This window comes from Streptomyces sp. CC228A, assembly GCF_021390935.1.
Lineage (GTDB): Bacteria > Actinomycetota > Actinomycetes > Streptomycetales > Streptomycetaceae > Streptomyces.
This window is the reverse complement of sequence record NZ_JAJPUI010000007.1, coordinates 1-15,580: the sequence shown is the minus strand read 5'-3', so window position 1 is coordinate 15,580 and position 15,580 is coordinate 1. Positions and strand designations below refer to the sequence as shown.

The following is a 15,580-nucleotide window of genomic DNA, read 5'->3' as shown; positions in this document are numbered from 1 at the left end:
TCGCGGCTTCGGGGGCTTCTGCGGTGCTTGCGGCCTCTGGGGCCCCTGCGACCTCTCCTACCTCTGCGGCCTCTGCGGCCCCTGGGGCGTCCGAGGCGTCGGGGGCCGGGGTCGGCTGCGGGACCTGCGGGGTCTCAGCGGCCTGCGGGGCCGTCCGGGCAGGGTGAGCGGCGTGGGGCGTCAGCGGGGCCTCGCCGGGCTGAGGGGCGTGGGGCACCTGCGGTGCGTGCAGCGTCTGCTGGGGCTGGGGCTGGGGCTGGGGCTGGGGCTGGGGCTGGGGCTGGGGGCCTGGGGAGCCCGCGGGGCGCGCCGGGGCCACGGAGCCCGTGCGGGCCGCGGCGCTGCCGCCGGATCGGCCGGCGCCGGGTGGACGGGCAGACCGGACGCCCCGGAGCGCGCCGCGCCCCGCGCGTCCGCCCCGCGGCGCTGGGCGCGCCACGGGCGGAGCAGCAGGCGCCACAGCGCGTACGCCACCGCCAGGACCGCCAGCCACGGGGCCAGCGCCGCCAGCACGATCAGCACCCAGGCGGCCGACCCGACCAGCGCGTCCCAGCCGCTGCGCAGCGCCTCCAGCACCCCCGGCTTGCCGTCCTCGTCGGCATGGCGCGGCGCGCCCTTCTCGCTCAGCTCCAGCGTGATCGTCGCGAGGGACGTGCTGTCCTTCAGCGCCGCCTGCCGGGCGAGCAGCGACTCCAGCTCCGCCTGACGGCGGCTCAGCTCCCCCTCCAGCGTGACCACGTCGCTCAGCTGCCGCGCCTCCTCCATCAGCTTGCGGACCCGCTCCACACTGGCCCGCTGTGTGGCGATCCGGCTCTCCACGTCCACCACCTGATCGGTGACGTCCTCGGCGTCGGCCTTCCGCGACAGCAGCTTCCCCGCGCCGGAGAGGTCCTTCAGCACCGCGTCGTACGCGTGCTGCGGCACCCGCAGCACGGCCCGCGAGCTGATCCCGCCCCGCCCGTCCCCGCGCCGGTACCGCTGGGTGGACTCCTCGGCCACGTGCCCGCCGGCGTCCGCCGCGACGGCACGGGCCCGCGCCAGGGCCTTCTCGGCGTCCTCCACCTCGATGTGCAGCTCGGCGGTGCGGATGACGTGCTGGGGACCCGCAGGGGCGCGCCTGTCCGGCTGCGCCGCGCCCTCCCCGGCCGCCCGACCGGGCGCCCGGTCGCCGGGGAGGCCGCGGAGCCGCCGTAGCCGGGCGCGTCCGCGGCGCTCCCCTCGGCCCGAGGCGCGGCGGCACCGCGGTCCGCGGTCGACTGCGCGCCGTCCGCCCCGCTGCCGCATCCGGCGAGGGCGAGGGAGGCGCCCAGCAGGACGGCCGCGAGGACGTGTCGGGATCGGGTCGGCATGGTCTCTGTCCCCCCAGAGGAACGCCGCGAGGCGTCCCCGTGCATGAGTGCGTACGCGCGGGTGCGTCCGGCCGTGTGGCCGGTGCCGGTTCGACGCGCGGGGCGGGCAGGCCGGTTTCGCGCCTCCGGTACCGAAAGGGTCACGGTCGGGACCCGGCAGGGTGTTTGAGACAGTGGACCCATGAACGTGGACAACGTGGACGCGCCCGCCGGCCGGGTCGTCGTCGTCGGCGGCGGCATCGCCGGACTCGCGGCGGCGCACCGCGTGCTCCGCGCCGGCCGGAGCGTGACCGTCCTGGAGGCCGCCGACCGGCTCGGCGGGAAGCTCCACGCCGGCGAGATCGCCGGTGCGCGCGTCGACCTCGGCGCCGAGTCGATGCTGGCCCGCCGCCCCGAGGCCCTCGACCTGGCCTCCGCGGTCGGGCTCGGCGGGCACCTCCAGCCGCCCGCCACGGCCGCCGCGGCCGTGTGGACGCGCGGCGCCCTGCGCCCGCTGCCCAAGGGCCACTTCATGGGCGTCCCGGGCGATGCCGGCGGCCTCGGCGGCCTGCTGTCCGACGAGGGCCTGCGCGCCGTGCGCCGGGACCGCGAACTGCCGCCCGACGCGCCCGGCGAGGACGTCGCCATCGGCGCGTACGTGGCGCGGCGGATGGGCCGCGAGATCGTCGACCGGCTCGTCGAACCCCTGCTCGGCGGGGTGTACGCGGGCGACGCCTACCGCATCTCGATGAAGGCCGCCGCGCCGAAGCTGCTCGACGCCGTCCGCGCCCACGGCACCCTCACCGACGCCGTCCGCTCCCTCCTGCCCGCGCCGGCCGGGGCCCCGGCACCGCCCCGCCCCCGGCCTTCGCCGGTCTGCGCGGCGGCGTCGGCCGACTGCCGCTCGCCGTCGCCGACGCCGTGCGGGACCGCGGCGGCGAGATCCGCACCGGGACCCCCGTGCGGAGGCTGACTCGGCGCGCCGACGGCTGGGAGGTCACCACCGGCACCGGCGTCCTGCACGCCGACGCGGTGATCCTCGCGACGCCCGCCTGGTCGGCGTCGGCCCTGCTCGCCGCCGAGTCCCCGACCGCCTCCGCCGAGCTCGCCGCGATCGAGTACGCCTCGATGTCCCTGGTGACGCTGGCCTTCCGGCGCTCCGACGTGGCCGGGGCGGTCCCCGCGGGCTCCGGGTTCCTGGTGCCGCCCGTCGAGGGCCGCACCATCAAGGCGTCCACGTTCGCCAGCCACAAGTGGCAGTGGATCGCCGACGGCGCGCCCGACCTGTTCGTCCTGCGCACCTCCCTCGGCCGGTACGGCGACGAGGAGCACCTCGACCGGGAGGACGCGGAACTGGTGGCGGCGTCCCTCAAGGACCTGGGCGAGGCGGTCGGGCTGTCGGCCCGGCCCGTCGCCACGACGGTGACCCGCTGGATCGACGGTCTGCCGCAGTACCCCGTCGGCCACCACGCCCGGGTCGCCCGGATCCGCGACGCCGTCGCGAAGCTGCCCGGCCTGCGGGTGTGCGGCGCCGCGTACGGCGGTGTGGGCATCCCGGCGGTCGTGGCCGACGCGTGGCGGGCGGCCGACGAGGTGGCCGCGGTGCTCCCCGCGTCCCCGCAGGACGACCCTGGCGCAGAGCACTGACAGTGACGAGTGAGAATAGCCCTATGAGTGCGCCCGAAAAGATCCCGAACGCCGGTAAGAAGGCGAAGGACCTCAACGAGGTCATTCGCTACACCCTCTGGTCCGTGTTCAAGCTGCGCGACGTCCTCCCCGAGGACCGCGGCGGCTACGCGGAGGAGGTCCAGGAGCTGTTCGACCAGCTCGCCGCGAAGGACGTCACCGTGCGCGGCACGTACGACCTGTCGGGGCTGCGGGCCGACGCGGACGTCATGATCTGGTGGCACGCCGAGACCGCGGACCAGCTCCAGGAGGCGTACAGCCTGTTCCGCCGCACGCGGCTGGGCCGGGCGCTGGAGCCGGTGTGGTCGAACATGGCGCTGCACCGCCCCGCCGAGTTCAACAAGTCCCACATCCCGGCGTTCCTCGCCGACGAGGAGCCGCGCGACTACGTGAGCGTGTACCCGTTCGTGCGCTCGTACGACTGGTACCTGCTGCCGGACGAGGACCGCCGCCGCATGCTCGCCGACCACGGCAAGATGGCCCGCGGCTACCCCGACGTCCGCGCCAACACGGTCGCCTCGTTCTCCCTCGGCGACTACGAGTGGATCCTCGCCTTCGAGGCGAACGACCTGTACCGGATCGTCGACCTCATGCGCCACCTGCGCGGCAGCGAGGCCCGGATGCACGTCCGCGAGGAGGTCCCGTTCTACACGGGCCGCCGCAAGACCGTCGCCGACCTGGTGGCGGGCCTGGCGTAGGCCGCGGCTGTCGGTCGCAGGCCGCGCGTGCCGGGGACGGAACCGTACCCGGCACGCGCGGAAGAGGCCGCCGCGGCACGGCCGCGGAGCACCGGCGGGCTCGGACCGCCGGTGCCCGCGTTCGTGCGGCGGGCCCCGGCCCCACCTCGCGACCCGGTGGCGGGCGGCACGACCGGCCCGCCACCTCGTGACCCGGAAGATCAGACGGCGGGTGCGCACCACCCGTCGCTCCAGCGACACCGGGTCCCCGGCTCCGGGTGCGGCGCGCGGTTCGCCCGCGCGCCGCACCCGCGCCGTCCCTCTACGCGCGTCACCCGACCGGGGCTGCGCGCACCACCCCGCCGGCACCGCGGTGCCGCGCACCCGGCGGTACCACCCCGCCAGGTCGCACGTCCCTCGCCGACTGCGGGGCCACCCGGCCGGGGCCGTGCGATGCGGGTCGCGGACCGTCCTGCCAGGGCTGCGTGTGCCGCATGCGCCGCCTGCTCACCCCGCCGGGTCGCATGTGCCGCGTCGACTGCCGGGTCACCCGGCCAGGGCCGCGCGGGCCGCGTGGACCAGTCGGGTCACCCTGCCCGGCGGGCGGGGACCCGCCCGCTCAGCCCACCACAGCCGCAGCCGCCGCCGCGCCTTCGGGTCCTCCGGCAGGCCCGCGTCGAGCAGCCGCCGGACGAAGTCCAGCGCGTCCTGCCGGTAGCCGCCCGGCATCGGCCGCCGCCCGCGTACGCCACGAACGCCTCCCGGTACGCCTGCTCACCCAGGATCCGCGGCAGCTCCGGCGCCACCTTCGCCACGATCCTGGCCCGCTTGCGCGCGAGCGCCAGGCCCTGCACCCGCAGCCGCGCCCGGTCGAACCCCTCGGGCGCGGGCGTCCCCGCCACCAGCGCCGACAGCAGGGCCGCCTGGGCGATGCCCACGCGCTCCCGCACCGCCTCCGCGACGGGCTCCTCCGCCGACCCGGGCGGTCCTGCGGGGGCGGGCACCGCCGTGCCGCCCGCGGCGGGCAGCGTACGGGCCGCCGCCACCGTCCGGTCGACCGCCGCAAGGGCGCCGGACGGCTCCTCCGCCGTGGCGGCACCGGCTCCCCGACCGGCCGCACGGCGTGCGGTCGGGAGCGCGCCGGCCGTCTCCGTCGTCGGGAGCGCGCCGGCCGTCTCCGTCGTCGTACGGATCGCCGCCAGTTCCGCGGCCAGTTCCTCCGCAGGCGGGAAGTCGTCGTCCCGCTCCAGCAGCACACCCGGCGGCTCCCGGAGCGAAGCCAGCTCGGCCAGCAGGTCCAGCACGGGCCGGGGCACCGGGTGGGCGTGCGTGTCGTGCCAGACGCCGTCCCGCTCCACACCGCCCGCCACATGGACGTACGCCACGGCCTCCAGCGGCAGCTCCGCAAGCGCCTTGGAGGGGTCGTCGCCGCGGTTCACCCGGTTGGTGTGCAGGTTCGCGACGTCGATGAGGAGCCGCACCCCGGTGCGCTCCACCAACTCCCGCAGGAAGCGGCCCTCCGACATCTCGTCGTCCGGCCACGAGAACAGCGCCGCGATGTTCTCCAGCGCCAGCGGCACGGGCAGGGACTCCTGCGCGATCCGCACGTTCTCGCACAGCACGTCCAGCGCCTCCCGCGTCCGCGGCGGCGGCAGCAGGTGGCCGGCCTCCAATGCCGGGGACGCGGTGCGCGCGCCCCCGGCCCGTACGAACGCGATGTGCTCGGTCACCAGCGGCGCACCCAGCGCCGTGGCCGCCGCGGCCAGCCGGGCCAGCCGTGCCTCGTCGGGCCGGTCGGCACCGCCGAGGCCCAGCGAGACGCCGTGCGGTACGACGGTGACACCACGCTCCCGGAGCCGCAGCAGCGGGTCGGGCACATGGTCCGGGCAGACGTTCTCGGCGACGACCTCCACCCAGTCCACGCCCGGCAGCCGGTCCACCGCGTCCGCGATCTCCGGCCGCCACCCGATACCGACTCCCAGCCGCCGCGCCCCACGCCCGCCCGGTCCGTCACGCCTGTCCATGGTCCCCCTCCTCGGTCCCCCTCCGCCGTGCTGAAGGGGTCATGACCAAGCCGGGGCCGCGTGAACCGCCGGCGGGCGGGTTCAGAGCTTCATTTGAGGTTTCGGGCGCCTCCGCGCCCGCCCCGGCCGCGGCTCACGGCCGGTTGGTGTTGACCGCGGTCGGCGGTCCCGGCTGCGTCGACGGGAGCGACGTGGCCTCCTCGGCGATACCGCTCGGCACCGCGGGCGTCGGCGCGGGCGGCAGGTTCCCGTTCGGCGGGGGCGGACCGACGGGGCTGGCCGTGGCGCGGCCCGCCGCCTCGTTCGCGATCGCGTCGTAGTCCACCATCCCGGTGCCCTCCAGCATGGTGATGTGGTCGAGCACCGTCTGGTTGGCGTCGCTGGCGAGCTGCCGGATCAGGGTGTTGCGCGTCGTGTGCCGCACCTCGGCGATCAGGCCGAACACCTTCCCGTGCGCGTTGCGCAGGATGTTCGCGAACTTCCGCTCGTACTCCTCGCCCTGCGCCGCCGACAGCTCCCGCAGCCAGCCCTGCTGCTGTTCCGTCGGCTGGTTCGGGAGCTGCACGCCCAGCTTCGCCGCCACGTCCCTGGCCCGCTGGTCCAGGTCCGCGTGGCCCACCACCAGGTGGTCTCCCGCGTCCTTGATCGCCTGTGTCGGGGCCCGCTCCATCGCCTGCTGCCCGGCGGGCAGCTCCCACAGCCCGGCCAGCCGCACCTTCACCAGGAAGTCCCGGTCGGTCGCGGACAGCGGTCCCCACTGGGTGGGCACCGTCGACGCCGCCAGATTCGCTTCGCCGGTGCCCGACCGGTCGGCGTACGACCAGACCGGAAAGGCCAGTGCCCCGACGGTGGCCACCAGGGCCGCGATGATGAGTGCCGTCCCGTTGATGCGCCGTAGCTGCAAGATGCCTCCCGAACCGAACCCGTCTTCCGCGCATGGCGGTACCGGGGAGTACGTACGCCGCCGCGGAAGCGTTCACCCAGTGGGGGAGGGGCCGGTCGGCGCGAGAGCATACGGCTGGTGCGGACGCGTTCGGTGGGAGCGGCAGCCTTCAGCCGCCGCGGACGCGTTCGGACGACGCGGCGCGTTCAGCCGGAGAGTGAGCCTTCAGCCGATGCGGACGCGTTCGGCCGGCGCGCGGGAGTGTCCGGTCGGTGCGGCAGCGTTCAGCCGGCGCGCGGGAGTGTCCGGTCGGTGCGGCAGCGTTCAGCCGGTGGGCACGGGGAAGTCCGCGACGACCGTGCAGCTCCCCGGGGCGACCTCCGTGAAGCCCGCGTCGCGCACCACCGGCCGGCCGCTCGCCACCAGCGCCGGCCAGTCGGCCGGCGGCGCGGTCCGCACCGCCAGCGGGAAGCCCGCCTCCTGCCAGGACGTGCGCACGAGCTCGTCCATGGCCGACCACAGGAGCTGCGCCCCGTGCCCGACCTGGGCCATCTCCTTGCCCGTCGACATCTCCAGCCCCGGGTTGAGCCACAGCACAGCCCGCCCGGGGACGGGCTCCGGCGCCCCGCCGGGCGGCCCTGCCGGGTCCTCCAGTTCCGTGCCGGACACCTGCAACTTCGCCAGCTCCTTCGGCCAGCCGTCCAGCGGGACCGGCGGGAAGACCCGTACCTCCGCGGTCCCCCCGGTCACCGTGATGCCCGGCAGCCGCTCGGCCCGCCGCCACTCCGCTCCGCGGGCGCGCCGGACGACCTTGCGGATCCGGGCGTCCTGCCAGTCGCGTACCGCCCGCGCCCATGCGCCGTCGCCGACGGACCGCTCGTCGGTGAGCAGCACGAGCACGGCACGGGCCGCCGTCTCCAGTGCGTCGGTGCGGTGCGGCGGATCGGTCTTCTCGACCCGCGCCACGAGGGGCAGGACGAACTGCGGCGCGGCGTCGCGCGCGCCGGGGGGGCGGAGGTCGGTGGCGTCGCTGGTCACCCGGCCAGTCTGCCAAACGGCCTCCTTGGCATATCGGGCGGTTCGGGGCACCATGCCCTGCATGAAGAGCGATCTTTTCGCGTCGGAGCACCTGGCGCAGCAGGCGACCGCCCCGGGGATGGCCCTCCAGAACTCCAAGTGCGTGAAGTACGCGGTGAACGGCGAGATGCACGCGCGCCAGGGTTCGATGATCGCCTTCCGCGGCAACCTCCAGTTCGAACGCAAGGGCCAGGGCATAGGAGGGGTGCTGAAGCGGGCGGTCACCGGTGAGGGGCTGCCGCTGATGGCGGTGCGGGGGCAGGGCGAGGCGTGGTTCGCGCACGAGGCGCAGAACTGCTTCATCGTCGAGCTGGAGGCGGGCGACGCGCTCACTGTCAACGGCCGCAACGTCCTGTGCTTCGACCCGTCCCTCTCCTACGAGATCAGGACCGTCAAGGGCGCCGGCATGGTGGGCGGCGGCCTCTTCAACAGCGTGTTCACCGGCACCGGCAAACTCGCCCTGGTCTGCGACGGCTCACCGATCGTCATCCCCGTCGGCCGGCACCAGCCGGTCTACGTGGACACGGACGCGGTGGTCGGCTGGAGCGCCCACCTGTCCACGTCGCTGCACCGCTCGCAGTCCTTCGGCTCGATGATCCGCGGCGGCTCCGGCGAGGCGGTCCAGCTGATGCTGGAGGGAGAGGGGTTCGTCGTCGTGCGCCCGAGCGAGCACACGCCGCAGCCCGGGCAGGGCTGACGTCAGCCGCCGTCCTCCGCCGCCTCCGCGGACGGCACCGTCTCGGCGGTGACGGCCCGCCGGACGTCCGCGGAGCCCGATGGGTGTGCCACTTCGGTGGAGCCGGGCTCGGATGCCTCGCCGGCGGAGCACCGGCGCCGGTACGCCTCGGCGGCGGAGCCCGGAGCCCGGAGCACGGGGAGTGGAGTACGGAGCCCGGGGGCACGGAGCCCGAAGCCCGGGGAGCGGAGTACGGAGTCCGGGGCACGGAGTCCGGGGCACGGAGTCCGGGGCACGGAGCACCGAGCCCGGAGTACGGGGCCCGGGGCACCGAGCCGGAGCCTGGAGCCCAGGGGCCGGTACGGCCCGCGGCGGAGCCAGGCCGGTTCGGCTCCCACCGGGTTGCCGGGGTGGCAGGCCCAGCGTCCGCCGATGCGGATGCGGACGGGCTCGTCATGAGCGGCGCTCATGGGCGACGAGGGCGGTGCCCCCGCCCCGCGCCGCCCCCGGCGGTCCCGGGTCCGCCCCCGGGTGACCCGCCCCGCAGGTCTTCCGTGGCGGCCGAGCGACGGCTGCGTGGCGGCTCACTGGGCGGTTCACGTGTCGGTCACCTGGCGGCCAGCAGCGCCTCCAGGGCCGTGGCCGTCTCCGGGTGGCGGCCGAGGAACTCCGCACCGGGCGGCACCGGATCCGTCGTGCTCCACGTGCCGTCGCAGCCCAGCAGGTCCGCTACCGCGTCGCACGCCGCGGGATGCGCCGCCAGCAGCGCGGCCCGGCGGCCGCGGTCCGTGCGCGCAGGCCCCGCGGCCCCCGCTCGGGCTCGTCCTCCTGCCACGGCGGCACCCAGGCATCCAGCGCCGCAAGCCGGCCGGGGAAGATCCGCCCCGCCTCCCGCACCACCAGCAGCCGCGCCGACTCGGCGCCGTCCGCACGCAGCGCGGTGATCAGTGTCGGCAGCCACGGCAGCAGCACCGGGTCCGGCAGCCGGGCGAACGCGTTCGACACCGCCTCCACCACGAAGTCGGCCAGCCCCGGCACCGGCTCCAGCGCCTGCACGAACCCGCTCAGGTAGCGCGGATAGACGGGCAGCAGCAGGGGGTTGCCCAGCAGTTCGTCGCACCGCGACCGCAGCTCCGCGCGTGACAGCCGGCCGAGGTGCACCTGCGCCGCCCACAGCAGCGCCCGCTTCGCCGGCTCCTGCGGACGGGACTGGGCGACCGCCAGCTCCAGCTGCGTCCGGTCGCAGCCCAGCGACAGCGCGAGCCCCTCCATGCCGAAGAGGAAGCCGAGGGTCGCCGCGACCTGGCCTTCCGTCGCCTGCTCGTCGGCGAACGCCGTCGGCAGGAGCGTGCAGTAGTGCGCGTAACCCGTCTTGGCGAACGCCTCGATCCACTGCGGCAGCACCGGCTCACTGGTCCGGTAGTACGCCAGCAGCCGCCGCACCCGGCGCAGCACCTCCGGTGCGCCGTCCACGCTCCGCTCCGTCGCCAGCACCTCCAGCGCCCGGCCGCCCAGCTCGTCGGCGAGCCGCCGACTGCGCAGGTACAGCGTGGCGTCCTCCACCGCCTGGAGGACCCGGGCCGTGGTCGCCTGCGGGTCGTACGCCGCACGGCGCAGCCGTTGCTCCAGGACCTGTTCGATGCTGACGCCCTCGTAGCCGAGCTCGATCAGGGCCCGCTGGTGGGTGCCGAGCGCCAGGTCCCACGACTCCTGGATGGGCCGCTCGCCCAGGGTCCGCTCACCCATGATCGGCCGGGCCGCCCCGTGCGGCAGCAGATGGCGCAGTATCCACAGCACGTCGGAGCACTGCTCCAGCTCCGGCCTGCCGGCGATGTCCAGCAGGGCCCGCTGCACCCCGCGCTGCCGGAGTCTCAAGTTCAGCGGGGCCAGCCGGTCGTGCACGTCCCGGGCCAGGGGCGGCAGCGCGGCGTAGCTGACCTGGCCGACCCGGTCCCCGCCCATCATGATCTCGACCAGCCGGCGCACGTCGCGCCGGCCCGGCACGCTGTCCTTCTCGATGCAGGTGACCGCCGCGTCCTGGAAGTCGTACGGCGTGGGCCTGGCCCGGTCCCGCATCCCGGCCAGCAGGATCGACGTCTCGAACACCGCGATGGCGTCCGCGGTCGACGCCAGGTAGCCGTTGCGTCGGGCCGCCCGCACGATGTCCACCGACCAGCCGAGCAGCTCCGCCTCGTCCAGGTGGTCCAGGACGGGCGGCCGCCGCAGGAAGCCGGACAGGCGGTCGGGGTGCGGAGACCGCGCGGAAACCGCGCCGGCGCGCCCCGGGTGCGGGGCCGGCGTCTTCTGCGGCTTCGCCTTCCCCGCGCCTGCCTGCCCCTTCAGCCGGAACGGTCGAACGCCCGTGCGTTTGAGGTTCTTCGTCCACTCCGTCGCCGCGATCGACACGGACCCGGGTGCGAGGCCGAACTGCGCCTCGATCGCCGCGTGGCTGGACGGGATGAGGCCGTGCTGCCACACGGTGGCCGTGCGGGGGCTGATCCGGAACCCGCCGGAGCCGTGCACGCCGAACTCCTCCACGCGGCTCGCCGCGTGGAACGCCCCGCACACGTACAGGCCGTCCGAGGGGTCGGTGCCGGTGGCGGCGAGGTGCTCGCGGATCCTGGTCCACATGTGGCGTTCGCGGTCCTCGTCGACCCGCAGCCGGTGCGGGTCCCCGGGCGCGAGGCGCCGGAACAGGCTGCCGATCAGCAGCATGACCTGGCGGTACGTGTCGTGGTCGCTGTCGCCCAGCGGCAGTTCCACGTACTGGTGCCACCACTCCGACCAGTGGCGCACCCGCCCGTGGCGCAGCAGGTGCTCCTCCAGCTCCGCGAAGCGGGGCCTCAGGTCGCCGATCTCGACGCCGACCGCGTCGCCGTGCAGCGCGGCCTCCTCCACGGCGGGGGGCACGTCCGGATCGGCCGCCCCGGCGGGCCGCGGCCGGCGGGCGTCCCACTGGAACACGTGGTCCGAGGACCGGTCCACCAGGACCAGTTCGACGCCCGGCGTGTCCAGGGCATAGGCGATGGCCTGGTACTCGGCCGACGCCTCGGTGATCGGTGCGACCACCGAAAGCGGCGCCCACGCGGGCGGGAAGCCGTCGATGTCGCCGGCGAACGCCTGCACGGCCACCGGCAGTCGGCAGCTGCGCAGTTCGGTCAGCAGCGGCGCCATGTCCTCGCACAGCTCCAGGTAGACCACCTTGGGCTGCTTCTCCCGCAGCCGCCGCGCCATCGCGACGGCCGAGGCGGGCGAGTGGTGGCAGACCGGGAAGACCTCCAGGGGCTCCCGCACCGCGCGGTCCACGTCGTCGACGATGCCGAGGAGGATGCCCTGCAACGCGTCGGGCCCGTCGGCGAAGGCCGCCGCCGCCTCCTGCAACTGGGAGCGCAGCGCCTCGAAGGACCCTTCGTGGGTGCCGCTCATGACAGGGTGGCGATCGCGTCGCGGCCGCCCTCCAGGAACTCCGGCCAGGAGCCGCCCTCCTCCTTGCTGCGCGGTTCGACGACGCCGTGCAGGTACTTGTTGAGGATGGCGAGGTCCTCCGGTTCGCGGCGGGTCAGCGAGCCGACCAGGGAGGAGGCGAGGGTGCGGGCCGTCAGTGCGTGCTCGCCGAAGAAGTTGCTGTGCAGGATCGCGTCCTCCAGCACGCCGATCTGCTCGGCCGTGGACAGGGCGGACTCCAGCTTCTCGTTGTCGCTGCCTGCCGTGGCGGCCGAGGCCCGCAGGTCGGCGAAGCTCTGCAGCAGCACGTCGAGCAGGGTCGGCGGCACGTCGAGCTCGATGTGGTGGCGGCGCAGCGGCTTCCTCCGTGCGGAAGCGGACGATCTCCGCCTCGCTCTTCCTGTTCGTCACCACCGGGATGCGGACGAAGTTGAAGCGGCGCTTGAGGGCCGACGACAGGTCGTTGACGCCGCGGTCGCGGCTGTTGGCCGTGGCGATGACGGAGAAGCCCGGCTTGGCGAAGACGATGTTGTCGCTGCCGTCGCTGTCCAGTTCGGGCACGGAGATGTACTTCTCCGACAGGATCGAGATCAGCGCGTCCTGCACGTCGCTGGTGGAGCGGGTGAGCTCCTCGAAGCGGCCGATCGCGCCGCTCTCCATCGCCGTCATGATCGGTGACGGGATCATCGACTCGCGGGACTGGCCCTTGGCGATCACCATCGACACGTTCCACGAGTACTTGATGTGGTCCTCCGTGGTGCCGGCCGTGCCCTGCACCACCAGGGTGGAGTTCCGGCAGATCGCCGCGGAGAGCAGCTCGGCCAGCCAGCTCTTGCCGGTGCCCGGGTCCCCGATCAGCAGCAGACCGCGGTCGGAGGCCAGGGTCACGATGGACCGCTCGACGAAGCTGCGGTCACCGAACCACTTCTGCGGGACCTCCCGCTCCAGGCCGTCGGAGCGCTCGGAACCCAGGATGAACAGCCGGACCATCTTCGGGGACAGCCGCCACGAGAACGGCTTGGGGCTGTCGTCGATGGACTCCAGCCAGTCCAGCTCCTCGGCGTACTTGATCTCGGCGGGGGCGCGCAGCAGGTCGGACATGACAGCCTTTCAGTAGCGCCGTCGATGACGGCGAGTCGTCGACGGAGGTCGGTGGGTGGTGCGGTGAGGACGGCGAGGGGTGCGGTGAGACGGGGAGGCGGGGAGGCGGACAGGGACGCTGCAGAGGGCGGATCCGATGAGCAGTGGCGAGGAGGGCGTCAGGTGAGGAACGTCTTGAGCTCGTGCACGAGCTTGCGGATGTGCCCCGAGAGCACCGGCGCGCCCAGGTCCTTCAAGCGGTCCCGGAACCACGGGTTCACGCTGCCGCGGCCGGAGCTCGTGACCGAGCCGACCGGGATGAACCTGACCCCGGAGCGGTGCAGGCCGGCCATGCTCTTGAAGAGCTCCACGCAGCGCCACTCGTAGAAGTCGGAGATCCACACGACGACGGTGTTGCGGGGTTCCGCGATCTTCGGCTCGGCCAGTGCCATGGCGGCCGTGCCGTCCGTACCGCCGCCGAGGTTGGTGCGCAGCAGCGTCTCGAAGGGGTCGTGCACCCACGGGGTCAGGTCCACCGCCCGTGTGTCGTAGGCGATGAGGTGTACGTCGACCTTGGGCAGCCCCGCGAAGACGGACGCGAGGATGGTGCAGTTCACCATGGAGTCGACCATCGAACCCGACTGGTCCACGACCACGATCAGCCGCTGCGGCGTCGTCTTGCGGACGGTGTGCCGGTAGTGGAGGCGGTCGACGTACAGCCGCTCCTCCTCCGGGCTCCAGTTCGTCAGGTTCTTCCAGATCGTGCGGTTCAGGTCCAGGTTGCGGAAGACCCGCTTGGGCGGCACCGAGCGGTCCAGCTCGCCCACCGTGGCCTTCTCCACCTGGGTGCGCAGCACCTCGGCGACCTCGTCCACGAACCGGCGGATCAGCGCCTTGGCGTTGGCCAGGGCGACCCCGGACAGGTTGTCCTTGTCGCGCAGCAGCGCTCGATCAGCGACATGCTCGGGTGAGCCGGGCGGCCAGCCCAGGTCGGCCAGCACCTCGCGCAGGTGCATCCGCTTGACCAGGTCGGCCTCGATGGCGCCGATCTGCGGTACGAGGCGGCTCAGGTCCGGTGCCGCGCCGCGGCCGCCGGTGCCGTACGGTGCCACGCCCGCACCCGCGCCGCCGACCGGACCACCGGGGCGCCCGCCGCGCAGCTCCCCGGGGCGGCAGCCGAGCCCGCGCTCCAGCCATCCGGCGTCGGACTGCCAGCGCGCCAGCTGCCCGGCGGTGACGGTGCCCGGCGCGGAAGCGAACACGTTGAGCAGCAGCTTGGACGCCAGAGCCGCGCGCCTCACCTCCGCCGCCCGGTCGCGCACGCCGTCGGGGCCCGGCTCGGCACCATCAGGCCGTCGAACTCGGCGGCCAGCTCCGGTGGCGCTGCACGATCGAGTCGACGGAGGCCTGCGGGTCCAGCAGCGCCGGCGGCAGGCCGAGGTCCTCGACGACGGCGAGGCTCGCGGACTCCAGCGCGGCCTGCTCCTCGGGGTCGAAAAGCCGGGCGAGCAGCCGCCAGTAGAGTGCCTGGCGCCGGTTCTCCTCCGGACCGCCCGCGCGCTCGTCGCCGCCCCCCGCACCCTCTCCGGCGCCTCCGGCGGCGTCGGCCCCTGCGGCCCCTGCGGCCCCTGCGGCGTCTGCGGCGTCTGTGGCGTCTGCGGTGTCTGCGGTGTCCGTGACCTCCGCGGTGGTTCCGGTCTCCGCGGTCGATGCGGCCTCGGTGGCTGCGGTCCCTGCGGCGCCTGCGGCCTCCGCGGTGGTTGCGGTCCCTGCGGTTGCTCCGGCTTCGGCGGGGGTTGCGGTCCCTGCGGCCTCGGGGGTGGCTGCGGTCCCTGTGGTGGTTCCGGTCCCTGTGGTGTGCGCGGCCTCGGCAGTCGGCGTGGTCCCTGCGGTCGCTCCGGCGTCCAGGGTGGTTCCGGCTTCTGCGGTGGCTGCGATGCCTGTGCTGTCCGTGGTCTGTCCGGTCATTTCCGCAGCAGCCTTCCGGCTCGCTCGCGCAGCACCGCCAGCGCGTCCGTGGCGGCCTTCTCGGCCTTGGCACCGGCCTTGTCGGCGGTGCCTCCGGCCCACGCGCCGGCATGGATCGCGACGGTCTTCTTCCGCACGGTCGCCTCGACGGCGAGCGGTTGCAGACGGAACGCCCCCGCGTCCCAGCGGAGCAGACCGATGCACGCCTGGGACCGTGCGACCGCGTCGGCGGTGAGCGGTCCGGCGGCCGGCACCCGGTCGGTGTCCACAGCGAGGCGCTGCCCGGCCAGGACGAAGGCGGGCGCGCCGCCGTCGGGGGCGTCCTCGTCGCCCGCCGCGGTCTCGTAGGCGTAGCCCTCCAGGAACACCGGTACGGCGAGGTGCGCCGGGTGCCGGTCCAAGGGGCCGCTGCGGTGGCGGCCGCCCCGGACAGCGCCACGCGGGCCGTGGCGAAGGGGTCGGCGGCTCGCCCGGGCGGGCGTGCTCGTCGGACCAGAGCAGGTCGCCCTCGGCGGTGACCGGCATGTCGGCGAGGTCCATCGAGCGGCCCTCGCTGACGGCCGCCAGCAGCGACATGTGCGGGCGCAGCAGCTGCCACAGCCCGGCACTGACGACCGTGTCCGGCTTCGGCACGGACACCCCGGCCCGGACCAGGCGGGACGCGCCGCCGTCCGCCGGCTCGAACACGGCGTGCACCTGGGCCTGCACGGCCGTCGCGTGCTCCTGCACGTCGACGC

7 protein-coding genes and 5 pseudogenes are annotated in these 15,580 nt (G+C 74.8%); 3 read left to right on the top strand and 9 right to left on the bottom strand.

What is annotated here, in order from left to right; translation table 11 throughout:
* Nucleotides 1–180 precede the first annotated feature (180 nt).
* A complete protein-coding gene (locus tag L6E17_RS20145; RefSeq protein ID WP_236242156.1) occupies nucleotides 181–1,062 on the bottom strand; it encodes a DUF4349 domain-containing protein in 882 nt (293 codons plus the stop codon).
* A 468-nt stretch (nucleotides 1,063–1,530) separates the two neighbouring features.
* Here L6E17_RS20145 and hemG point away from each other — a divergent pair.
* Both hemG and hemQ read left to right on the top strand, forming a co-directional pair.
* Nucleotides 1,531–2,975: pseudogene (gene hemG, locus L6E17_RS20140) on the top strand (protoporphyrinogen oxidase).
* A 23-nt stretch (nucleotides 2,976–2,998) separates the two neighbouring features.
* Nucleotides 2,999–3,712 carry a hydrogen peroxide-dependent heme synthase gene (hemQ, locus tag L6E17_RS20135; protein WP_236242155.1) on the top strand — a complete coding sequence of 238 codons (714 nt, stop codon included), beginning with the start codon at nucleotides 2,999–3,001 and terminating at the stop codon, nucleotides 3,710–3,712.
* A 566-nt stretch (nucleotides 3,713–4,278) separates the two neighbouring features.
* On the opposite strand, the gene L6E17_RS20130 is transcribed toward hemQ, so the two are convergent.
* The 3 genes from L6E17_RS20130 to L6E17_RS20120 form a co-directional block, all read right to left on the bottom strand.
* A complete protein-coding gene (locus tag L6E17_RS20130) occupies nucleotides 4,279–5,715 on the bottom strand; it encodes a DUF692 domain-containing protein (protein WP_236242154.1) in 1,437 nt (478 codons plus the stop codon).
* Nucleotides 5,716–5,848: 133 nt separating this feature from the next.
* Nucleotides 5,849–6,619 carry a DUF4142 domain-containing protein gene (locus L6E17_RS20125; protein ID WP_236242153.1) on the bottom strand — a complete coding sequence of 257 codons (771 nt, stop codon included), beginning with the start codon at nucleotides 6,617–6,619 and terminating at the stop codon, nucleotides 5,849–5,851.
* Between the two features lie 303 nt (nucleotides 6,620–6,922).
* On the bottom strand, nucleotides 6,923–7,636 hold the full coding sequence (locus L6E17_RS20120) for a peptidyl-tRNA hydrolase (RefSeq protein WP_236242152.1): 714 nt from the start codon (nucleotides 7,634–7,636) through the stop codon (nucleotides 6,923–6,925).
* A gap of 61 nt (nucleotides 7,637–7,697) precedes the next feature.
* Here L6E17_RS20120 and L6E17_RS20115 point away from each other — a divergent pair, with 61 nt between their 5' ends.
* Nucleotides 7,698–8,372: an AIM24 family protein gene (locus L6E17_RS20115; RefSeq protein WP_236242151.1), complete on the top strand. Its 675-nt coding sequence runs from the start codon at nucleotides 7,698–7,700 to the stop codon at nucleotides 8,370–8,372.
* A 2-nt stretch (nucleotides 8,373–8,374) separates the two neighbouring features.
* On the opposite strand, the gene L6E17_RS20110 is transcribed toward L6E17_RS20115, so the two are convergent.
* From L6E17_RS20110 to L6E17_RS20090, 5 genes and pseudogenes are all read right to left on the bottom strand, one after another.
* Entirely contained in the window at nucleotides 8,375–8,548 is a 174-nt protein-coding gene (locus L6E17_RS20110) for a hypothetical protein (RefSeq protein WP_236242150.1), read from the bottom strand.
* 410 nt (nucleotides 8,549–8,958) lie between these two features.
* A pseudogene (locus tag L6E17_RS20105) lies at nucleotides 8,959–11,777 on the bottom strand (hypothetical protein).
* A pseudogene (locus tag L6E17_RS20100) lies at nucleotides 11,774–12,896 on the bottom strand (AAA family ATPase). The pseudogenes L6E17_RS20105 and L6E17_RS20100 overlap by 4 nt, the downstream one beginning before the upstream one ends.
* A 158-nt stretch (nucleotides 12,897–13,054) precedes the next feature.
* Nucleotides 13,055–14,387, bottom strand: a pseudogene (locus L6E17_RS20095) (VWA domain-containing protein).
* A gap of 452 nt (nucleotides 14,388–14,839) precedes the next feature.
* Nucleotides 14,840–15,580, bottom strand: a pseudogene (locus L6E17_RS20090) (hypothetical protein); the annotation flags it as partial.